Genomic DNA, 20,785 nt, shown 5'->3' on the forward strand with positions numbered 1-20,785 from the left:
ATATCGAAGACATCCTTGCATACAAACATCTCGATTTTTGCGGTGACCGCCGACGTCAACGAATGGTGACTTCCGCCGCCAGACCGCCGCCGGCACGATTATAGAGCCGGAGCGACCCACCGATCTTGGCCGTCAGCTGCTGGGCGATCGCAAGACCGAGACCGGTGCCACCGGTCTCCCGGTTGCGGGATTGCTCCAGCCGGAAGAATGGCTGCATGGCGGCCTCGAGCATGTCGTCGGGGATTCCGGGCCCACGGTCCATAATCGTGATGACGATATCGTTCTCGGCGCTGCGCTCGACGCTGATCTCGGCAGCACCGGCAAACTTCAGCGCATTGTCGATGAAGTTCGACAGGATCCGGCGAAGAGCATGCGGCTTGGTAATGGCGGCGCCCTGAACCAGGCCGACGACAGTGACGGCCTTTCCGGTATCCTGGTAGTCGTAGGCTATGCTGTCGATGAAGGAGGCGAGATCGATGCGGGCGCTCTTCTCGCCATTGCCGTGCGCGCTGCGCGCATAGGCAATGCCGTCCTGAACGAGGCGCTGGATCTCGCCGAGATCATGCACTAGCTTGTCTTTGTCAGGCGAATCCTCTGCCATGTCGGCGCGCAGCCGCATGCGGGTGATCGGCGTCTGGAGGTCATGCGAGATGGCCGCCAGGATCTGGACGCGCTCTTCGAGATAATGAGCGATCCTCTCACGCATCGCATTGAACGCCCTGGCCGCATGCGCGACCTCCCTCGGCCCCGCCTCGCTCAAAGCCGGACCGTCCTTGTTCGGGTCAAGCGCATCGGCGGCGGCGGCAAGTTCGCCAAGCGGCCGGATCGCCTGGCGAACCGCAAACCAGGTACAGAGGATGAGCAGCACCATCTGGACGACGAAGACATAAGGCAGCCACGCGGCGATCGGCATGACGCCCTGCGGTGTGACGTCGATTGTCAAAGGGCTTCCGTCGCTCAGCGTCAGATGCGCCTGCAATCGGTTCACATCGCCTGGAATCCGTTCGATACGGATCGGAAAGCGATGCCCGATAGCCTCCTCGATCTTTCCTGAGATCTCAGCCCCTTTGCTTGATGTGTCAGGCACGCCGGGAAGGCCGGGTCCGAGCACGAAACGATAATTGCCGCGGCTCAGCCGGTCGAGCAGGTCGCCGCGTTCCGCGGGAGGAAGCCGATCGAGAACGGCGATCGATGTTGCCACGTCGTTTTCCAGCGTGCCGAGCATCACCGCCTTGGCCGACATGTACCGCTCCATATAGAGCACACTGAAGGACAGACCGTAGGCCAAGGCAAGTCCGATCAGCAGGATCAGGAAGATCCGCGACCGCAGTGTGCTCGGCCACGTCAGGCCCGAACGCAATGGGATTGCCGCCTTCATCGGCGCGGCTCCGATATTTCGACCGGAATCGAAAACACATAACCTTCGCTGCGCACCGTCTTGATATAGGTCGGTTCACGCGCATCGTCGCCCAGCCGCTGACGAAGGCGGCTGACTAGGAGATCGATCGATCGATCGAAGAGATCGGCGTCACGGCCCTGCGTCAGGCTCAGAAGCTGGTCGCGATTGAGCACTCGCTGCGGATGATCGATGAAGACGCGAAGCAGACGGTATTCGGCGCCGCTGAGCGCAATCGCCGTCCCGTCCCTGTCGAGGAGATGCCGAGCGACCGTATCGAGCTGCCAGGCACCGAAAGTTAGCAACTGTCCGGCCTCGCTGATCTGCAGGTTGGGCGGCAGCATCCGCGTCCGCCGCAGCACCGCTTTGATGCGGGCAAGAAGCTCACGCGCAGCAAAGGGCTTGGGAAGATAGTCGTCGGCGCCCATTTCCAGCCCGAGGATCCTATCCATCTCATCGGTGCGAGCCGTTAGCATCAGGATCGGGATCGCCTTGTGCCGGCCGGCGCGCAGTTCACGGCAGAGCACCAGCCCGTCGTCACCGGGCATCATCACATCGAGCACGATCAGGTCAACGGCATTGGCTTCGAGAAAACTGCGCATCTGCCGCCCGTCCGCGGCAACGCTGGTGCGCAACCCGTTCTTCTCAAGATAGCCCGATACCAGCTCGCGGATTTCGCGATCGTCATCGACGATCAGGATATGATCGACATGATCCATATTTCCCTATTCCCCAATGATAGAAGCGGCCGCGCCGGTCGCTTCGTTCCCGGCCGAAGCGACAGACGCGAGCTACGCATATTCCGCCGGCCGGAGCAACGCGGCTCTGCAACCGGCATCGTCGACCTAGAAGCGATCGACGTCTATGACCGCCTGCGCAAAAGCCTGCGGCGCTTCCTGAGGCAGATTGTGGCCAATGCCGCCGCCGATCGTGCGATGCTCGTATTTTCCGGAGAATTTTCCGGCATAAGCGGAAGGCTCGGGATGCGGTGCGCCGTTTGCATCGCCCTCCATGGTGATGGTCGGCACCGAAATGACAGGCGTTGCGGCGAGCGTCGTCTCGTAGGCATCGTACTTGGCCTCACCTTCGACAAGCCCCAGGCGCCAGCGATAATTGTGAATGACGATGGCGACGTGGTCGGGATTGTCGAAGGCAGCGGCCGATCTGTCGAATGTCGCATCGTCGAAGTTCCACTTCGGCGATGCCGTTTGCCAGATGAGCTTTGCGAAATCATGGGTGTTGCTCTCGTATCCCTGACGACCGCGTTCGGTGGCAAAATAGAACTGATACCACCAGGCAAGTTCGGCCTTCGGCGGAAGCGGCTTCTTGTTGGCCTCCTGGCTGCCGATCAGGTAGCCGCTCACCGAAACCATCGCCTTGCAGCGCTCGGGCCAGAGCGCCGCCATGATATTGGCGGTCCGCCCGCCCCAGTCGTAACCGGCAATCACGGCCTTCTCGATATCGAGCGCATCGAGAAGCGCGATCATATCGGCGGCGAGCGCTGACGGCTGGCCGTTGCGAGGTGTGCCGTCGTCCAGGAAGCGCGTCGTCCCGTAACCGCGCAGATAAGGCACGATCACCCTGTAGCCTGCCGAGGCAAGCAACGGTGCGACATCGACGAAACTGTAGATGTCATAGGGCCAACCATGCAGCAGCAATACGACAGGGCCATCCGCCTTCCCCGCTTCGGCATAACCGATGTCGAGCACACCTGCCTTGACCTGCTTCAGCGCTTCGAAAGACGTGTTGGTTCCGGCCTTTACATCAGGCGGGGATGCGGCGGGCGCCGGCTGGGCGGCGGCCGTGCCGGCCACGCCGAACTCGACCGCCGCAAGGGCGACTGCCGTCATGCCGAAGAAACGGCGGCGGTGATGGTTGATTTGCTCTGACATCGGTCTCTCCTGTCGAATGGATCTCGGTCCCGAAAAGGCGCTTCGCATGTATCCCTGATATGTCGCGAGTCGTCGATTTTGAATATGCATGTAGCTTCCGGCCGTCAGGATACAGTTTGATACAATCGCGCCGCCGGAGCGACACATAGGTTCGCCCGCAGCCATTTTCACCGCTCTCCGCTGCCGCACCGGCACTTTGTGTCGCTGTGTATCGCCGCCGGTCGGCTGCAACACTTCGATACATTTTCCCGCAGAACCGGACACACCGGGGATACGTCGGCCCGGCCATATCCCCGCCGTTGCTGGTTCAGGCCCCATCGCCGTCCAGAGCCCGATCAATCGGTTTCAAAGGAAACGATGATGACACTTCTGATCATTGCCTATCTCGGAGGCGCCCTGACGATCCTCAGCCCGTGCATCCTCCCTATCCTCCCCTTCGTCTTCGCGCGTGCCGGACAGCCCTTCGTAAGGAGCACGCTGCCGATGCTGGCGGGCATGGCCGCCACCTTCGCGCTGGTCGCCACGCTGGCCGCAGTCGGCGGCAGCTGGGCCATTCGCGCCAACGAATATGGCCGCCTTGCCGCCATTGTCCTGCTTGCGCTCTTTGGCGCGAGCTTGCTTTCTCCGCGCATCGCAAGCACGCTTGCCCGGCCAGTCGTCGATCTTGGCAACAATCTTATGAACGCCGCCGGCGGCGGGCGCGGCACCCCAACAGTGAAGAGCGCGCTTCTTCTGGGCGTCGCCACCGGCCTCCTGTGGGCCCCCTGCGCCGGTCCGATCCTTGGCCTCGTGCTCACCGGAGCTGCATTGCAGGGCGCCAATCTGCAAACGACCTTCCTGCTGATCGCTTATGCCGCTGGTGCTGCGAGTTCGCTTGCGGTCGCCCTGGTTGTCGGCGGCAAGCTCTTTGCCGCGATGAAGCGCTCCCTCGGGTTTGGCGAGCGGATTCGCCAGGTGCTCGGCGCTGCCGTACTGGCAGGCGTCGCCGTCATCGCGGTCGGCCTCGACACCAGCCTGCTCACCCGGTTCTCCTACGCCAGGACTGCATCGCTGGAACAGGCCGTGCTCGACAGGCTGCATACAAAGCCGCTCAGTGGCCCATCTTCCGAGCTGGCGAGCAACGAGGTGATGATCGCCGCAGCTGACGCGAAGAAGCCCTTTCGTAGCGACTTGCCCGTCGAAGGCCCCGCCCCTTCGCTCGACGGCGCGGTCGAATGGCTGAACTCTGAGCCTCTCACCACGGAACAGCTGCGAGGCAAGGTCGTGCTTGTCGACTTCTGGACCTATTCCTGCATCAACTGCATTCGTACCATCCCCTATGTCAGGGCCTGGGCCGAAAAATATGCGGATCAGGGTCTCGTGGTGATCGGCGTCCACGCCCCGGAATTTGCCTTCGAGAAGAAGATCGACAACGTCAAGAAGGCGATCGGCGACTTCCAGATCGGCTATCCCGTGGCGATCGACAATGACTACAGCATCTGGCGCGCTTTCGAAAACAGCTACTGGCCTGCCGCCTATCTGATCGATGCCAAGGGCCAGATCCGCTACCACCATTTCGGCGAAGGCAATTACAACAGGACCGAAAAGGCCATTCAGGACCTGCTGCGCGAAGCCGGCAGCCAAACGACGGCGAGTGCGCCGGTCGTGCCGGATGCCAAGGGCGTGGAAGCAGGTCCTGATCTCGGCAATATCCGCTCCGGCGAAACCTATCTCGGCTACGAACAGACGGCGAACTTCACCTCTCCAGAAGGGCTGCAGGCAGACACGGCGAAAAACTATTCGATCGCCGAACCCGGCCTCAATGGATGGGGCCTGTCTGGAACCTGGATCGTCGGCCGGGATCAGGCGACGCTTGATCAGCCGGGCGGCGGCATCACCTATCGCTTCAGCGCCCGCGATCTGCATCTCGTTCTTGGGCCTGGCGCCGGCGACAAGCCGATCCGCTTCCAGGTGAAGATCGACGGCAAGGCGCCAGGGCTCGACCACGGGTCAGACGTCGATGCCGACGGCAACGGCACGGTGACCGCGACCAGGCTTTACCAGCTCGTCCGCCAGTCCGGCACGGTCGCCGCCCGAAACTTCGAGATCCGCTTCCTCGAACCCGGCGTGCAGGCCTATGCCTTCACATTCGGCTGAACCTGAAACGCACCACTATCCCAATCATCAACAACGACCCAAAGGAGTGATACCCATGAACAAACGTCTTATTTTCACCGCAGCCCTTGCGTTTGCCACGACCGCCATCGCATTCGCGGCGGAGGCTGCCGCGGTCAAGAACATCGTGATCGTCCACGGCGCGCTGGCCGACGGTTCGGGATGGCGCAAGGCGACTGACATTCTCGAGAAGCGCGGCTTCAACGTCACCATCGTCCAACAGCCCATCACCTCGCTCGACGACGATGTGGCGGCGACCAAGCGCGTTCTCGACCTTCAGGACGGACCGGTCCTGCTCGTCGGCCACAGCTACGGCGGCATGGTCATCACCGAAGCCGGCAACGATCCCGCGGTCGCGGGCCTGGTCTATGTCGCGGCATTCCAGCCCGACAAGGGCGAAAGCCTGCTCAGCCTCGCCAGTTCGAAGCCCGCCGGCAGCATGGATATAAAGGAAACGAAGGACGGCAAATATCTCTATCTCGATCCGGGTGCCTTCGCCGCGGATTTCGCAGCCGACCTTCCACGAGCCGAAGCCGACTTCATGGCAAAGTCACAGGTCTTCGCCGCAAAGCAGGCATTCTCCGCCAAGATCGCCCAGCCGGCATGGCGGACCAAGAAAAGCTGGTCGATCGTCGCCACCGAGGATCGCTCCATCAACCCCGAGCTGGAACGTGACATGGCAAAACGTGCCGGCAGCGGCGTGACTGAAATCAAGGCAAGCCACGCCGTCTTCGCATCCCAGCCGGAAAAGGTCGCCGACGCCATTGAAACGGCCGCCAAGCAAGCTGGCGAGTGACCATCCCATCTGACTTCCGATCACCGATCGGAAGAAGAGACGCAAGAACGGAATGCCCCTCCCCACGAATGGGGAGGGGCAACGATATTTACTGGTTGGCAGCCACCGGCCGAACCAGCGCCGTCACGCGGCGGATGGTGACGCGGCGATTTTCCTGTTCGGGGCCTGACGTGTTGACCTTCAGATACTGCTCGCCATAGCCCTGGGTCGCCAAGTTCTCCGGCGGGATGCCGTAGACGTCGGAGAGCACGTTCGCGACTGATTCCGCCCGCTGGTCGGAGAGGACCAGGTTGCTCTGATCGGTTCCGACGGCATCCGTATGACCCTCAATCAGGAAGGTTTCGCTCGGATCCTTTTTCAGCACCTGGCTGATCGCGTCGGCAACCTTGCGCAGGGTGCGCGCCTGCGTCATCGGGATATCGGCGCTGCCGGTCGCGAAGGTGATCGTGTCGAGGTCGATGCGGCGCACCTTGTCGCGGATACGGGCTGAATACTTCACCTCGTCAAGCGAGTAGACACGCTCCACCGGCTCGACGGGCGGCTCGCTCAGGAACTCGTAATAATCCCGGTCCGGGTCACTGCGAGTATCGATGATGTAATCGTTGAGCGGCACGCGCAGCCGCATCGGCGGGAGGTCGGCACCCGGATCTTCGAAATAGTCGCGGTCCGGATCGTCGTAGAGGTCCTGCGAATAATAGAGCACATCTTCGCGTCCACGGGCATCGACGCGCGACCGCTGGATGATATCACCGTAGCGGTTACGGATCGTCACGATGCGATAGCCTTCCGGCCGCACGATCGTCTCGCGGTAGCGATCGCCCGACAGCTCCTCGTAGCTCGGCCGTTCGCCGTCGCGCAGGAAGCGCCTGTCGTCGTCGCCGCGCACGATCGTCCTGTTGTCGTACTGGATGATGACGCGGTTGTCGTCATGGCTGTCGCTGACCTGCGCGCCGTCAGGACGGACGAATTGCGGTCGCTCGTCAAGCTTCCTGCCCTTCTCGCTGGTCACCGCTTCGAGCTTGACCGGCGCCGGCGCTTTGGCGCCGGTGGCGGCCTGCGCATCCGCATCCGAGGTCGGCATTTTCACCTCCTGGGTCTCGGCGCGCATCTTGTCGCGGTCGCGGCGGCCTTCCCGGCCCTTGCTGCGGTCGGCATCCTTGTCGCTGTCGAGCACGGCCGCACCGTTCTCGACCGGCAGCACGACGGTCTCGTTGCTCTTGGCCGGATCCGCAGCAATCTTCTTGCGGCGCTCCAGCTCTTCGGGTGAAACCTTTTCCGGCGCCGGAATGGCCTGCTCCACCTGCTGGCCGCCCTTGGCTTCCGGCAGTGGCTGCGCAGTGTCAGTCGCGGGCGCAGCCGGCTGTTCGCCGGCGGGCTGTTGACCGGCAGGCTTTGCCGCGGTGCCGTCCTTCGGCTTTTCGGCGGGTGCGGCCTCTGGTACCGCCGCCTTATCTTCGGTCGGCTTGCCTTCGGTCGCCTTGCCTTCGGTTGCCTTATCTTCAGTTGCCTTGCCTTCGGTCGGCTTAGCCGCGGGTACTGCCGTTTCGCCCTTTGCCGGCTTCTTCTCAGCCGGTGCTTCGGCGGCGGGTTTTGCCTCCGGCTTGACTTCGGGTTTGGCCTGCTCCTCGGCCGGCGTCACGGCTTCGGGAGCCGCAGTCTCCGCCTTGCCCTTGCCTTTATCCTTGCCTTGGGCCTTGTCCTGCCCTTTGGCCCGCTTGCCGCCTTCCGGCTTGGATTCCGGCTGCGCCTGCTCCGTCTCCGGCTGCGCTTCCTTTGCCGCCGGCTGCTGTTCGGGCTGCGGCTGAGCCTCCGGTTCGGCCTGCTTCTTCGGCTTCTTCGGCTTCTCCTGCGTTACCGGCTGCTCCTGCTGCGGCGCGGCCTCCGGCTTGGCCTCGGGCTGGGCTTCCTGCTTGGCCTTCCGCTCGGGTTTGCTTTCGGCCTGCGGGGCCGGTTTTTCCTTCGGCGCTTCGGCCTTCGGCGGTTCCGGCTCTGCCTTGGGTTCGGGCGCCGGCGCCTCCTTGCGCTCGGCCTTCGGCTTCTCGGCGGGCGCCTCCTTCGGCTGCTCGGCGGCCGGCGCCTTTTCGGCCGGAGCCTCTTCCTTCTGCTTGCGCTTCTTCTTCAGCAACTCCTCCTCGGAAGGCGCATCCTGAGGCGCATCCTGCGCCACCTCGAAACTGCCTTGTTCGACTTGCCGCACGGCCTGAGCCTGAGTCGCGACGTCGCGCGCGGCGGCCATTGCCGATGCCGGCTGCAGCGCCAGCGAGAGGGATAGCAGCGGGAAGGCTGCGCTCGCAAACAAACTTGATTTCTTGCCCATCGGGTTTCCTCGATCCTGTTTGAGCTTCCTGAAGGCCGACAGGCCCTGCTTCCGCCCCTAGCGTCGCAATGAGGCGGAACGGCGAAGTGGCAATCGCCGAGCCGCCGATTTGTTCCAGTTCTAGGAAGCCGCGGATTAACCTCGCGTGAATGTTGCAGTCTGCCGACGTTCATCTCGCCTGCTATTTGCACCGCCCAATTGCGATGGGATTTGTGTTGCAATTCCATGAAAAAAAGTCTGATTATCGCCGCAAGGCGGTCTCAGCACCGTTGAACTGCGGCCGTCAGCCCAAGAGAAAAAGGAGCGACGGCTACCAACAGAGAGGATCCTCATGCTTAACCCTACCCGTATCTTCGCGGCAGCCTCGATCGCGGCGATGTCCCTTTTTGCCGGATCGGCCATGGCCGATGGCGAGAAATATGTGATCGGCACCGATTCGACCTATCCGCCCTTCGAATTCGTAGACGCCAGCGGCACGATCCAAGGCTTCGACATCGACATCACCAAGGCGCTGTGCGCTGAGATGAAGGCCGAATGCACCTTCGTCAGCACCGACTGGGATGGCATCATCCCGGCGCTCAACGCCAAGAAGTTCGACATGATCGTCTCCTCCATGTCGATCACGCCGGAGCGTCTGAAGCTCGTCGACTTCTCAAACAAGTACTACAACACCCCGCCGGCCATTGCCGTGCCGAAGGATTCGACGATATCGGACGTCGCCGGCCTCAAGGGCAAGGTGATCGGCGCGCAGACCTCCACGACGCACGCCAACTACGCCGAGAAGCATCTCGCCGACACCGAGCTCAAGCTCTATCCGACTGCTGACGAATACAAGCTCGACGTTGCCAGCGGCCGTGTCGACGCCGTCATCGACGACGTCGTCGTTCTTTCCGAATGGGTCAAGTCCGACGCCGGCGCCTGCTGCAAGATCCTGACGACCCTGCCGGTCGACAAGGAAATCAACGGCAACGGCGCAGGTATTGCCATCCGCAAGGGCGACCCGTTGAAGGAAAAGCTGAACACGGCGATCGCTGCGATCCGCGCCAGCGGTGAATACAAGAAGATCCAGGACAAGTACTTCGACTTCGACGTTTACGGCGAATAAGAAAATCGTTATCTGGCGGGTGAAGGTAATGGCGGAAGGCTTGCTCTTCCGCCATTTTTGTTTGACAAAGATGGCAAGATCAAAACGGCAAAAGCCGTGAGGGGAATTCTCGCATGGGCGGATTATTTTCCGCGCTGGGCTCCTTCTGGAGCTGGATTGTGCACATTTTCGATCCGCTGTGCGGACCCGTTGGCATCTTCACTTGGATGGGTAGGTCGACGATCCTTGCCTGTGGCGATACCGGCTGGGGCGACGAGATCGCGCTTGGCCTGCAAGTCACCGTTTCGGTGGCGATCGTCACCCTGCCGATCGGCCTCGCCATCGGCTTCCTGGTAGCGCTCGGCCAGCAGTCGGAGGAAAAGCCGCTGCGGCTGGCGGCCGGCATCTACACGACGATCTTCCGCGGCCTGCCGGAGCTTTTGACGCTCTTCATCATTTACTATGGCATGCAGATGCTGATCCAGTCTCTGCTGAGCTTCGTCGGTTATTATGGGCCGCCGATCGAGATCAACGCCTTCCTCGCCGGCGTCATCGCCCTTTCGGTCGTCTTCTCCGCCTACTGTTCGGAAGTACTGCTATCGGCCTTCCGCGCCATTCCCAAGGGTCAATATGAGGCAGGCGACGCGCTTGGGCTGCATCGCGGCCGTACGCTACGCCTCATCGTCCTGCCGCAACTCGTGCGCATCGCGCTGCCGGGCCTGACGAACCTCTGGATGGTGCTGCTGAAGGACACCTCCTACGTCTCGATCATCAGCCTTGCCGATATCCTGCGCCAGACGAGCGTCGCGGTGCGGGTGACCAAAGAACCCTTCTTTTTCTATGGTCTGGCCTGTTGCCTCTATCTGGTGCTCGCCATCCTCTCCTCCTTTCTGCTCGTCTATGTCGAGCGTTGGGCCAAGCGTTCGGAGATCCGTCGATGAGCTACGCCGAAACGCTGATCCAACCGCAGCCCGCGCCCCGTGCGGTGATGAAGCCGATGACGCCGGCCCGCATGGCCGGCTATATTCTCGTGGCCATCTGGGCTGCGCTGGCAGCACTTCTCGTCATTTCCGTCATCAATGGCTGGGATCCGGAAAAATTCATCCGCTACGGGCCGCGTTACCTCCACGGCCTCGGGGTCACGCTGAGTCTCGTTTTCATTTCCGTCATCTGCGGCGCCATCCTATCGCTGCCGCTTGCCGTGGCGCGCATGTCAAAGAACCGTCTGCTGAATGCGCTGGCCTACGGCTACATCTATTTCTTCCGCGGCACGCCGCTGCTTGCCCAGCTGTTCCTGGTCTATTACGGCCTCGGCGTATTCCGGCCGCAGCTTGAGTCCGTCGGCATCTGGTGGTTCTTCCGCGATGCCTGGTATTGTGGCATCTTTGCCATGACCATCAATACCGCGGCCTACCAGGCGGAAATCCTGCGCGGCGCCATCGAAAGCGTGTCGCATGGCCAGCACGAGGCGGCCGCCGCTCTCGGCATCCACAAGTTCATCGCCTTCCGCAAGATCATTTTGCCGCAGGCTCTCATCGTCGCACTTCGCCCTTACGGCAACGAGATCATCCTTTTGATCAAGGGCTCGGCGGTCGTCGCCATCATCACCGTGCTCGACTTGATGGGCGAAACCCGCTATGCCTTCTCCCGCACTTTCGACTACCAGACTTATCTCTGGGCGGCGATCTTCTACCTCACCATCGTCGAGGCCTTGCGTCATCTCTGGGCCTGGTTCGAGCGCCGCCTGACCCGGCATCTGAAGCGCTGATGCGTGACGCCAAAAACTGTGTCGCGGCTTTGGGACAACGGCATTCATCAAACAAGAGCCAATTGGCAGCACTCTCGGAGCGCTGCTGCCAAACCATTGATATTAAAAATAAATTGTCATTTTACGAAGTATCTGCAAAGCTTCCGTTAACCACTCGCATGTTTCCATATCATCTAGCGCTAATAAGCGCGCGAGTGGGAACAAGAAGAAGTGGAATACGATGCACAAGGACATGGAAAAACAACTGAAGGGCTATGGTCTGACGACCGCCCAGATCCTCTATCATCTGCCGGACCACCCAGTGATCCTGCAGACCTATGTCTGGCAGGATTACGACCTCGCCCCCGACTTTCCCGAAATGCGCGGCTTCCTGAAATTCTGGGAAGAGAAGCTGGACGGGCCACTGCATTCGGTGCGCTACATCCACCGCAAGCTGATCTCGCCAACCGAGTGGCGGGCACTGAAGGGCGAGTTCATCCTGCACTGATCGGCTCTGGAGCATAATGCCGAAAGTGTGAACGGTTCGGGCGATATGTTCTGACCGCGTCAGACATGCGCCTCGCCATGGCCGAATTCGCCTTCGTCGCGATCCCGGCGAAGCGCGAAACCGAGAATGCCGAGATAGAAGGCGACGACGATGGCAATGACCGCAAGGCCGGGAACCGGCCCGAGTGCGGCATTGTCGATGACGTAGCTCCATGACTGCGCCTGCAACGCCGGCATGCCTTCCGTCTGCAGTTTCGGCGTCGAGATCTTCAGGCACCAGGCGAGCAACAGGATGAAATACATCCAGCCGTAATTGCGTTTGAGCCGGCGGTGCATCGCCTCTTGATAGCTGAGCAGGAAGCGCGGCTTGCGCAGGCTGCTGGCGACCACCACCGCCCATTCGCTGCCGGCATTGGCGTCGGGCGCCAGGATTTGCGCGAAATAGCAGCGCTCGATCTGGCGAATGCGGGCGCGATAGATATCGAAGAAGCGGTAGCGCCGCGCCTCGATCATCAGAAGCAGGGTCACCAGCATCATCCCGAACAGCAGCACCCCGTGATGCGAGGTCGGTGTCGACAGCGACACCGAGAGGAGTGCGGCGACCACGGTGATCGCCCAGTTGGACGTCCGGTCGATGCGGTCGCGCCAGCTCGTCATCCGCCCGAGTTCACCGCGGTAATAATGGCTGAGCGTGTTGGTGATCTCGCCTGGTGTACTAGGCAGCAGGAATGCCCGGCCGGCCTCTCCTTCCCTTGCCGATGATGTCCTCTCTGGCTCCGTTTTCATGGCCTTTCCTTCCTTGGTCTTCTTTTCGGCCATTCTGCGCCCGCAATCGCGCCATTGCAAAACATCGAAAGCCGTCTTAGACGCATGCCTGAAACAAAAGGACGGCCTGAAACAAAAGGACGACGGACTGCGATGGCAAAGAAGATCGACGAAGAAGCTCTTGGCGAGGCCTATAACCGCGCGCTGGCGCTTGAAAAGGCCGGCGATGTCGATGCCGCCGTTGCAGCCTATCAGGAAGTCCTGGCAATCGATCCCGACGATCACGGCGGTGCGGCCGTGCGCATTGCCGCGATGGGCCGCGGCGAAACGCCGGTCAAAGCGCCCGACGCCTATGTCGAGACCTTGTTCGACCAGCATGCCGAGGTTTTCGAGGACGTGCTGGTCGAGCAGCTCGGCTATCACGTGCCGATGCTGGTGCGCCAGCGCCTGCAGGCGCTGAAGCTTGGACCGTTCAAGCGACTGCTCGATCTCGGCTGCGGCACGGGCCTCACCGGCGGCGCGCTGCGCGACCTCTGCGCCGATATGACCGGCATCGACATATCGGAGAAGATGGTCGAGATCGCCCATGAGAAGGATCTCTACGAGACGCTCTTCGTCGCCGAGGTCGAAGATTTCCTCGACGACAACGACGAGGAAGCCTTCGACATCATCGCCGCCACCGATGTGCTGCCCTATCTCGGCGCGCTCGAACCGCTGTTCTTCGGCGCGGCCGAGAACCTGACGCCGGGCGGATTGTTCATCTTCTCCTCGGAAACCTTGCCCGAGGAAATACTCGCCAGCCGCGCCTATATGGTCGGCCCGCACCAGCGCTTCGCCCATGCCGACGCCTATGTGACAGAACGCCTGACGGCCACGGGTTTCGAACTCGTCGAAATATCGGATATCAACGTGCGTATGGAAGACGGCCAGCCGACACCCGGCCATCTGGTGATCGCCCGGTATATTGGCTGACGGAATACTTTCGCGGTTGGCGAAGTATCTGTTGCGCGATGGTTCACAAGCTGATAGTTAGTCGATCGGTAAAGTTTTCCGCAATGATAGGAAAGGTCGCCGCATGTCGCTCGTGCTTTATGGGCATCCGCTCGCCTCCTTCTGCCACAAAGTGCTGATCGCGCTTTATGAAAACGGCACCCCCTTCGAAAATCGCATCGTCGATCTTTCCGACGAAGGCTCGCGCGCCGATCTCTTCCGCTTCTGGCCGATCGGCAAGATGCCGCTGCTGCGGGACGAGGCGCGCGACAGCACCATTCCCGAGACATCGATTATCATCGAATATCTCGAGCAATATTATCCCGGCCCCGTTCGCCTGCTGCCGCCGGAGATCGACCGGGCGCTGCAGGTCCGTCTCTGGGACCGCTTCTTCGATCTCTATGTCCAGACACCTATGCAGACGCTGGTCAGTAACCACATGCGCCCAGAGGGCACGGCCAACGAACGCGAGGTTGAGGCCGCCAAGGCAACGCTTGCCACCGCTTACTCAATGATCGAAAAGCAACTCGCCGATAAGCCGTGGATATCGGGCGACGGCTTCACCATGGCCGATTGCGCTGCAGCCCCAGCGCTCTTCTATGCCGAGACGCTGATGCCCTTCACTTCGGAGCAGCCGAACCTTCATGCTTATTACGATCGGCTGCTCGCCCGGCCATCCTTTCGACGGGTGCTGGAAGAGGCACGCCCCTACTTCAAATTCTATCCCTATAAGGAAAGGCTTCCGGCGCGCTTTCGGGATGCAGCGGGATGATCGAGAGCCAGACTAATCTCGACCGCATGTTCCACGCGCTCTCCGACCGCAGCCGCCGCGGTATGATCGACCGGCTCGGTCGCGGCCCCGCCTCCGTCACCGAACTGGCGGCGCCGCTTGCCGTTGCCCTGCCGACGGTGCTGAAACATCTGCAGGTGTTGGAGGAAAGCGGTCTTGTCCTTTCCGAAAAGGCCGGTCGCGTGCGCACCTACCGCCTGCAGCAGGACGCGCTTGCCGCCGTGGAGCGCTGGGTGGAGCAGCGGAAGATCCAATGGACGACCACCTTCGACAGGCTGGACCACTTTCTCGCCAATGAAACGGAGAGCCTTCCCGAATGACGACACGATCCGCCGAACACGCAACTCTGGTCATCGAACGTCTCCTCAAGGCGCCGATTTCCCGCGCTTTCCGCGCCTGGTCAACACCGGAATCCAAACGGCAATGGTTCGCCTGCCATGGCGAATGGGTGCCGCTGGACTACGAGCTCGATTTCCGCCCCGGTGGCACGGAACGGAACTACGTCGCCGATACTGACGGCCTTCTTCACGCCTATGATGCCCATTACATCGATATCGTGCCTGATGCCCGCATCATCTATGCCTATGAGATGAAGCTTGGGGAAAGCCGCATCTCCGCATCGCTCACAACCGTCGCCTTTGAAGCCGAACCCGGCGGCACGAAAATGGTCTTCACCGAACAGGTGGTCTTCCTCGACGGCTACGCTGACAACGGCGCTCGCCTCCAGGGCACCGAAATCGGCCTCGACAATCTGCAACTCTTCCTCGAGCGCGAGGAAAGCCCGATCCACTGACACATGTCGCCAAATCAAGTTCGGTGCGACGCGTTTCAGGCGATATTGCCAAACTCAAGCGCTGCTAGGTTTTTTTCGGGCGCCGGCGCGGCCAGCGGCAGCCCGCGTTGATGTGTTGAGTGCGGCGGCGGCGCGAACGAGCGCCTTCAATGCCTGCTCGTTGATCTCATCGCCCTCATGGAAATCGATGGCGCGCCTGGTATTGCCGTCAAGGCTGGAGTTGAAGAGGCCTGAAGGGTCCTCCAGCGATGCACCCTTGGCGAAGGTCAGCTTCACCACGCTTTTGTAGGTCTCGCCGGTGCAGATGATGCCGGCATGCTCCCACACCGGAACGCCTCTCCACTTCCATTCCTCGATCACATCGGGCTCGGCCTGCCGGATCAGAGTTCGGACCCGGGCGAGCGTCTCGCCTCGCCAATCACTCAACTCCTCGATTCTCGCGTCGATCAAACGAGAAGGAGAGTCTCCGTCTTTCTCTTCGCTGGTGCCGCTCTTCTTCATGGTTGCCATGGCTTTCTTCATCAATATCGCTCCTCCATCCCTTAAGTGCTGATGACCTATAGCGCCGTGCGTCATTTTGGACGCACAAAGGACGCTCTAACGCTTTAAATCGACGCATCCGCTTACATTCGTTCACCGGGCAATTGGCTGGCTTGCTCCACCCAGGCGGCGAGCTGAGCCTCGTCGAGTTGGTCTTCCTCATGGATGTGGAAGTAACGCACTTCCTTTTGCTTCGACTCGCCGGGCGGGATGGGACTGAGCGACGTGCCACGAAAGAAAGCGAGTTTGATGTATTTCGCGAAGCAATGGACACCGAGGAACCAGCCCTGCCCTTCCATGCCATAGAGCGGCGAGTTCCATTTCACGGCCTTATACACCCCCGGCACCGTGCGCGTGATGAGCGCATCGAGGCGATGCCCGATGTCGCTTTTCCAGCCCGGCATGGCGGCGATGTAGGCTTGCACGGGAGCGTCGCCGTAGCCCTTGGCGATCTGAGGGTTGCCGCCCGAGAGAAGGGTCGGCCCAGCGGTATCCGGCGTGGCAGCTGTCTTCTTCGTAACCTTCGCTGCGGTCTTGGATGTCTTCCCGGACATTGCCTTCACCCTTACCCTCCGCTGCGTCCCGCGCTGCGCCACTTGGTGGCATATGGCAGCGCGAACAAGTAGAGACCAGTGAGCAGGAGCAAGGTCAGCGGCAGCAGCGCCATGATCCCCACCCAGACGGATGATTTCTCCTGCACCATCGCGATGATATTAATTATGACGGCTAGCGTAAAGGCAATGGACAGCCAACGGTGGATCTGCCGAAGCCGGTTATTCCAATTCAACGGAGCCTCCTGCGAAAACGAGACGAAGCGGATGGCGTGATCCGTTTGGGCGCGGCCTCACTCTATCCGCGCCAGGACCTGCTCGAGATTTGCAAAGAACCGCTCCCACCCGCTCCTGGCACCCCCGTAGGCCTGCCGCTGATCCGGTCGGAAGCCCGACTGCTCCATACGCAGCTGCGTGCCCGCGCTTGTGGGCGTGAGAGTCCAGGTGACGACGCTCGCGAGATCATAGGCAGCCCAGGTGTAAGACAGGGTTTTGTTCGGCTCGACTTCCAGGACCTGGCAATCGACGGAGCCCCAATCCGCGCTCAGCTTGAAACGGTGTTCCACGACCGGCACGAAGTCGTTCTTCATCAGCCAGTCCGCGATCAGATGTGGCTGGGTGAGCGCGCGCCAGATCTTTTCCGGCGGAAAGGGGATTTCTCGTTCGACGACGACGGAACGAGTCTCGGTGGATATTTCGGTCATTGGTCCATCCTTTTCAGTAGATCTTCCAGCTGGTCAAATCGATTTTGCCAAAAGCCGGCCATCTCACTTGTCCAGTCGACCAGCGGCGCCAGCGCACCGAGCTGCGCGCTGTAATGCGTCTGGCGACCTTCGTGACGATCACGCACCAATCCGGCCTGTTTCAGGATTCCGAGATGTTTTGAGACGACCGGTTGCGAGACCCCGGCCCGAGCCGTCAGAGCCCCGACCGTCTTTTCTCCTTCGCGGCACAGCCGTTCGAAAAGACCCCTCCGGGTCGGATCGGCGAGCGTTCTGAACAGCACGTCTTGGGTGTCCGACATCTACGATCAATACCCCGTTGGCTATGGATTGACGTATAGCCATGGAGGTATGAGTGTGTCAAGCCGGACGCAAAACAACTTGAGCAAAATAGTATTGTTGAATCTGGTGCGCGTAGCAGAGGTGGTGAATTTCACATACCCAAGCGGCTATACATTTTCGCCATTGGGCATGCATGCTCGTACCGACACGCCTCGCCTATGCCGAGGCATGTAGCGTCGCCAATAGCCTTGGGATCAACCGCCGCTGTCGGTGCCGAGGATCGCGGCAAGCAGTCGGCCCTCCAGCTCGGCAAGGCCAGGATGGCCGTGCCGGCGCGGATGCGGATGGGGAATGGGAAGATCGAGTGCGATCCGCCCGTCGTCGAGCACGATCACCCGGTCGGCCAGATGCACCGCCTCGCTGACGTCATGGGTGACGAGCACGGCGGTGAAGCCGAGTTCGCGCCAGACACGGTTGATGAGTTCCTGCATGCTGATCCGCGTCAGCGCATCGAGCGCGCCGAGCGGTTCGTCGAGCGCCAGCACGCTCGGTCGGCTCACCAGCGCCCGCGCCAGTGCCACGCGCTGCCGCTGCCCGCCGGAAAGCCGCGCCGGCCACTCCCCGGTCTTTTCGCCGAGCTGGACTTCGGCAAGCACGGTCTCCGCCGCCTTCGCCGCAGCCCGGTTGTCGATGCCGTCTCCGAGCCCGACAACGACATTGTCAGCGACGCTGAGCCAAGGCAGCAGCCGCGGCTCCTGGAAGACGATGCGCGCGTTCGGTCTCGCCTGCGCGCCATCGGCATCCTCGAAATGCAACGCACCGGCACTCGGCTCGTCGAGGCCCATCAGGATGCGCAGCAGCGTGCTCTTGCCGCAGCCACTCTTGCCGATCACGGCGACGAACTGGCCGGCCGGAATATGCAGATTGACGCCGCGCAGCGGCGGTTGGCCCCAAAACTCTTTTCAAGCCCCGTCAGGCTAATCGCCGCGGGCGCACTACGACCGGCCGCGGGCGCGCTTTCGCGCGCATAAGCTGGCTCTTCGGCGACGGCGTGAAAACGCTCATGCGCGATCGATGTCATGGCGTCTCTCCTATTTCTGATAGACCGGGTTCCAGGCGAGCAGCCGCCTCTCCAGAACCCGGGCGATGACATCGGCAAGCTTGCCGAGCACGGCATAGATGACGAGGGCGAGCACGACGACGTCAGTCATCATGAATTCGCGGGCATTGTTGGCCATGTGGCCGATGCCTGAGGATGCTGCGATCGATTCCGATACGATCAGCGTCAGCCACATAATGCCGAGCGCATATCTCAGGCCGACGAAGATCGACGGCAGCGCGCCTGGAAAGATCACCTTGCGGAAGAGCGTCCAGTTGCCCATGCCATAGACCTTGCCCATCTCGATCAGATCGCGACCGACATTGCGCACGCCGTGATAGGTGTTGAGGTAAACGGGGAAGAGCACGCCGAGCGAGGTGAGAAACAGCTTCGATTCCTCGCCGATCCCGAACCACAGGATGACGAGCGGGATCATTGCCAGGTGCGGAATGGTGCGCAGCATCTGCAGCGTCGTATCGGTCAGTTGCTCGGAAATGCGCGACACGCCATTGGCGATACCGAGCAGGAAGCCGATCGAACCGCCGACGAGAAGGCCGGCAAAGGCGCGGCCGGCGCTCACCAGCACGTCATTCGGCAACTGGCCGGAAACCGTCGTCGACCAGAAGGCGAGGCCGACATCCGCCGGAGACGGCATGATGCGCGACGAGATCCAGCCGGCCGAGGAGGCAAGCTGCCAGAACGCCACGATCGCCACCGGCACCACATAGGGCGTCAACTTCTCCAGGCCGGGCAGTGGCAGGCGGAACCCCGCCTTCCCGGCCTTTTCGGAGGTGACCGACCGTACGAACGGAGTATCGAAAGTCGACATGCATTGTCCTCGCGCTTATCGGGACAAGGATGCCGCAAGCCCTAAGCGGCTTGCGACGGCGTCACGCTCTGCGTCTTCGTTCGAGATCAGGAGCCGGAGACGACTTTCAGATTGCCGCCATGGCTTCCGCCTGCGAAGACTTGCTTGCGGCCGAACTCGTTGTTGAAACCCAGACGCTGCTGGTTGCGGGTAATGCCGAGCTCGGGGAAAAGCAGCTCGGCGACGCGATAGGCCTCTTCGAGATGCGGATAGCCGGAGCCGATCACCGTATCGATGCCGATCTCCTGATACTCGCGAAGGCGCGCAGCCACCGTCTTCGGCGATCCCACAAGCGCCGTGCCCGCACCGGCACGCACCAGGCCGACACCGGCCCAGAGGTTCGGCGAGACTTCGAGCTTGTCGCGGCGCCCGCCATGAAGGGCGGCCATGCGCTTCTGGCCGACCGAGTCGGACTCCTGGACGAAGCGCTCCTGCGCCTCGCGGATCGTATCGTCGTCGAGACGGCGGATCAGCCGCTCGGCCGCCTCCCATGCCTCATCATCGGTTTCGCGCACGATGAAGTGCAGACGAATACCGAAGCTCACCTCGCGGCCGCGTTCGCCGGCGGCTTTGCGCACCTTGGCGATCTTCTCGGCAACCTGTGCCGGCGGCTCGCCCCAGGTCAGGTACTTGTCGACACGGCCGACGGAGAAATCGATGCCGGCATCCGACGAACCGCCGAAATAGAGCGGCGGGCGCGGGTTCTGCACCGAGGGAAAGCCGAGGCGCGCATTGGTCGCCTTGATGTATTTGCCGTCGAAGCTTGCCGTTCCCTTTTCCAGCAGTTCCTCAAAGACGGTGAAGAACTCTTCGGCATGGGCGTAGCGCTCGTCATGCTCGAGATGGATGCCATCGCCGGCAAGCTCCGCCGGACTGCCGCCGACGACGATGTTGAGCAGCAGCCGGCCATTGGAGATGCGATCGAGCGTCGTCGCAAGACGCGCGTAATAAGCAGGCGACGCCGTGCCGGGGCGGATTGCCACCAGGAACTGCAGCTTCTCGGTCTTGGCGGCAAGGGCTGCCGCCGTCACGAAGGACTCCTCGCAGGCAACCCCGGTCGGCAGCAGCACGCCGGAATAGCCGAGTCGGTCGACGGCCTGGGCGATCTGCGTGAGGTAACCGATCTCCGGCGCGCGGTTGAGCTCGGAGGAGCCGAGATAGGTGCCGTCGCCCGATGTCGGGATGAACCAGAGGAAATTGATGGGCTCAGATGTGCCTGTTTGGGAGGTGGTGGTCATGGAAGACGGTCCTTTAGCTACGGAATTCGCGGTCGAGATGGCTCTCTGCACGTGACGACGCACAGACCGTCTGCCCGCATAACGCCGCCGCACGGATGCTTGGGAGGATCATGGTGGTGGTAGCGGAGGCTGTAGTAAGGCCGGCTGTCTGTCTGTGCGCGAGCATCTGAAATGTCCCTGTCGATCGGATGGCGGCTGGCCGATACTTTTCGGTGTCCGCTCCGATCGAGAGGATACTGACATAGACCAGTAAT

22 protein-coding genes and 1 pseudogene are annotated in these 20,785 nt (G+C 61.6%); 10 read left to right on the plus strand and 13 right to left on the minus strand.

All coding sequences use genetic code 11. The features are described 5' to 3' along the window. Positions 1-55 precede the first annotated feature (55 nt). The 3 genes from N1937_RS11755 to N1937_RS11765 form a co-directional block, all read right to left on the minus strand. Positions 56-1,378 (minus strand): sensor histidine kinase, encoded by a 1,323-nt coding sequence (locus tag N1937_RS11755; protein ID WP_260058877.1) that lies wholly within the window; start codon positions 1,376-1,378, stop codon positions 56-58. Next, the gene (locus tag N1937_RS11760) at positions 1,375-2,115 is read right to left on the minus strand and encodes a response regulator (protein ID WP_260058878.1); all 741 of its coding nucleotides are present in this window, start codon (positions 2,113-2,115) and stop codon (positions 1,375-1,377) included. Before N1937_RS11760 ends, N1937_RS11755 begins: the two co-directional genes overlap by 4 nt. A gap of 126 nt (positions 2,116-2,241) precedes the next feature. Beyond that, on the minus strand, positions 2,242-3,288 hold the full coding sequence (locus N1937_RS11765; RefSeq protein WP_260058879.1) for an alpha/beta fold hydrolase: 1,047 nt from the start codon (positions 3,286-3,288) through the stop codon (positions 2,242-2,244). A gap of 360 nt (positions 3,289-3,648) precedes the next feature. Here N1937_RS11765 and N1937_RS11770 point away from each other — a divergent pair, with 360 nt between their 5' ends. Next, positions 3,649-5,424, plus strand: coding sequence for a cytochrome c biogenesis protein DipZ (locus N1937_RS11770; RefSeq protein WP_260058881.1), 1,776 nt, complete (start codon positions 3,649-3,651; stop codon positions 5,422-5,424). Between the two features lie 55 nt (positions 5,425-5,479). Further along, on the plus strand, positions 5,480-6,238 hold the full coding sequence (locus N1937_RS11775) for an alpha/beta fold hydrolase (protein WP_260058884.1): 759 nt from the start codon (positions 5,480-5,482) through the stop codon (positions 6,236-6,238). Between the two features lie 88 nt (positions 6,239-6,326). Here N1937_RS11775 and N1937_RS11780 read toward each other — a convergent pair whose 3' ends face one another. Next, positions 6,327-8,555, minus strand: coding sequence for an OmpA family protein (locus N1937_RS11780; RefSeq protein ID WP_260058885.1), 2,229 nt, complete (start codon positions 8,553-8,555; stop codon positions 6,327-6,329). 331 nt (positions 8,556-8,886) lie between these two features. Between N1937_RS11780 and N1937_RS11785 the strand changes: the two genes are divergently transcribed. The 4 genes from N1937_RS11785 (at position 8,887) to N1937_RS11800 (ending at position 11,894) form a co-directional block, all read left to right on the plus strand. Then, entirely contained in the window at positions 8,887-9,660 is a 774-nt protein-coding gene (locus N1937_RS11785) for a transporter substrate-binding domain-containing protein (RefSeq protein WP_162117720.1), read from the plus strand. Positions 9,661-9,773: 113 nt separating this feature from the next. Then, the gene (locus N1937_RS11790; RefSeq protein WP_162117719.1) at positions 9,774-10,580 is read left to right on the plus strand and encodes an ABC transporter permease; all 807 of its coding nucleotides are present in this window, start codon (positions 9,774-9,776) and stop codon (positions 10,578-10,580) included. Next, positions 10,577-11,407, plus strand: a complete 831-nt coding sequence (locus tag N1937_RS11795; RefSeq protein ID WP_260058886.1) for an ABC transporter permease — start codon at positions 10,577-10,579, stop codon at positions 11,405-11,407. The genes N1937_RS11790 and N1937_RS11795 overlap by 4 nt, the downstream gene beginning before the upstream one ends. Positions 11,408-11,627: 220 nt before the next feature. Further along, positions 11,628-11,894, plus strand: a complete 267-nt coding sequence (locus N1937_RS11800) for an usg protein (RefSeq protein WP_017964607.1) — start codon at positions 11,628-11,630, stop codon at positions 11,892-11,894. Positions 11,895-11,953: 59 nt separating this feature from the next. On the opposite strand, the gene N1937_RS11805 is transcribed toward N1937_RS11800, so the two are convergent. Beyond that, the gene (locus tag N1937_RS11805; protein ID WP_162117717.1) at positions 11,954-12,679 is read right to left on the minus strand and encodes a DUF2270 domain-containing protein; all 726 of its coding nucleotides are present in this window, start codon (positions 12,677-12,679) and stop codon (positions 11,954-11,956) included. 132 nt (positions 12,680-12,811) lie between these two features. Between N1937_RS11805 and N1937_RS11810 the strand changes: the two genes are divergently transcribed. The 4 genes from N1937_RS11810 to N1937_RS11825 all read left to right on the plus strand — a co-directional run bounded on the left by N1937_RS11810 (position 12,812) and on the right by N1937_RS11825 (position 15,231). After that, positions 12,812-13,630 carry a class I SAM-dependent DNA methyltransferase gene (locus tag N1937_RS11810; protein ID WP_260058887.1) on the plus strand — a complete coding sequence of 273 codons (819 nt, stop codon included), beginning with the start codon at positions 12,812-12,814 and terminating at the stop codon, positions 13,628-13,630. A 103-nt stretch (positions 13,631-13,733) separates the two neighbouring features. Further along, entirely contained in the window at positions 13,734-14,420 is a 687-nt protein-coding gene (locus tag N1937_RS11815) for a glutathione S-transferase family protein (protein WP_260058888.1), read from the plus strand. Continuing rightward, positions 14,417-14,758: an ArsR/SmtB family transcription factor gene (locus tag N1937_RS11820; protein ID WP_162117714.1), complete on the plus strand. Its 342-nt coding sequence runs from the start codon at positions 14,417-14,419 to the stop codon at positions 14,756-14,758. Before N1937_RS11815 ends, N1937_RS11820 begins: the two co-directional genes overlap by 4 nt. After that, a complete protein-coding gene (locus N1937_RS11825) occupies positions 14,755-15,231 on the plus strand; it encodes an SRPBCC family protein (RefSeq protein ID WP_260058889.1) in 477 nt (158 codons plus the stop codon). Before N1937_RS11820 ends, N1937_RS11825 begins: the two co-directional genes overlap by 4 nt. Before the next feature lie 54 nt (positions 15,232-15,285). On the opposite strand, the gene N1937_RS11830 is transcribed toward N1937_RS11825, so the two are convergent. From N1937_RS11830 to ssuD, 8 genes and pseudogenes are all read right to left on the minus strand, one after another. After that, positions 15,286-15,753 (minus strand): DUF1801 domain-containing protein, encoded by a 468-nt coding sequence (locus N1937_RS11830; RefSeq protein ID WP_260058890.1) that lies wholly within the window; start codon positions 15,751-15,753, stop codon positions 15,286-15,288. Positions 15,754-15,854: 101 nt separating this feature from the next. Next, positions 15,855-16,325: a DUF1801 domain-containing protein gene (locus N1937_RS11835; RefSeq protein WP_222294644.1), complete on the minus strand. Its 471-nt coding sequence runs from the start codon at positions 16,323-16,325 to the stop codon at positions 15,855-15,857. 11 nt (positions 16,326-16,336) lie between these two features. Then, positions 16,337-16,558, minus strand: coding sequence for a hypothetical protein (locus N1937_RS11840; RefSeq protein WP_162117710.1), 222 nt, complete (start codon positions 16,556-16,558; stop codon positions 16,337-16,339). A 57-nt stretch (positions 16,559-16,615) separates the two neighbouring features. Continuing rightward, on the minus strand, positions 16,616-17,026 hold the full coding sequence (locus tag N1937_RS11845; protein ID WP_170261094.1) for an SRPBCC family protein: 411 nt from the start codon (positions 17,024-17,026) through the stop codon (positions 16,616-16,618). Further along, positions 17,023-17,346: an ArsR/SmtB family transcription factor gene (locus tag N1937_RS11850; protein WP_017964617.1), complete on the minus strand. Its 324-nt coding sequence runs from the start codon at positions 17,344-17,346 to the stop codon at positions 17,023-17,025. The genes N1937_RS11845 and N1937_RS11850 overlap by 4 nt, the downstream gene beginning before the upstream one ends. A gap of 234 nt (positions 17,347-17,580) precedes the next feature. After that, positions 17,581-18,407, minus strand: a pseudogene (locus N1937_RS11855) (ABC transporter ATP-binding protein). Between the two features lie 10 nt (positions 18,408-18,417). Continuing rightward, positions 18,418-19,254, minus strand: a complete 837-nt coding sequence (locus tag N1937_RS11860; RefSeq protein WP_222294646.1) for an ABC transporter permease subunit — start codon at positions 19,252-19,254, stop codon at positions 18,418-18,420. 86 nt (positions 19,255-19,340) lie between these two features. Continuing rightward, on the minus strand, positions 19,341-20,531 hold the full coding sequence (gene ssuD, locus N1937_RS11865; RefSeq protein WP_222294648.1) for an FMNH2-dependent alkanesulfonate monooxygenase: 1,191 nt from the start codon (positions 20,529-20,531) through the stop codon (positions 19,341-19,343). Positions 20,532-20,785 lie beyond the last annotated feature (254 nt).

The organism is Rhizobium sp. WSM4643 (assembly GCF_025152745.1).
GTDB lineage: Bacteria > Pseudomonadota > Alphaproteobacteria > Rhizobiales > Rhizobiaceae > Rhizobium > Rhizobium leguminosarum_I.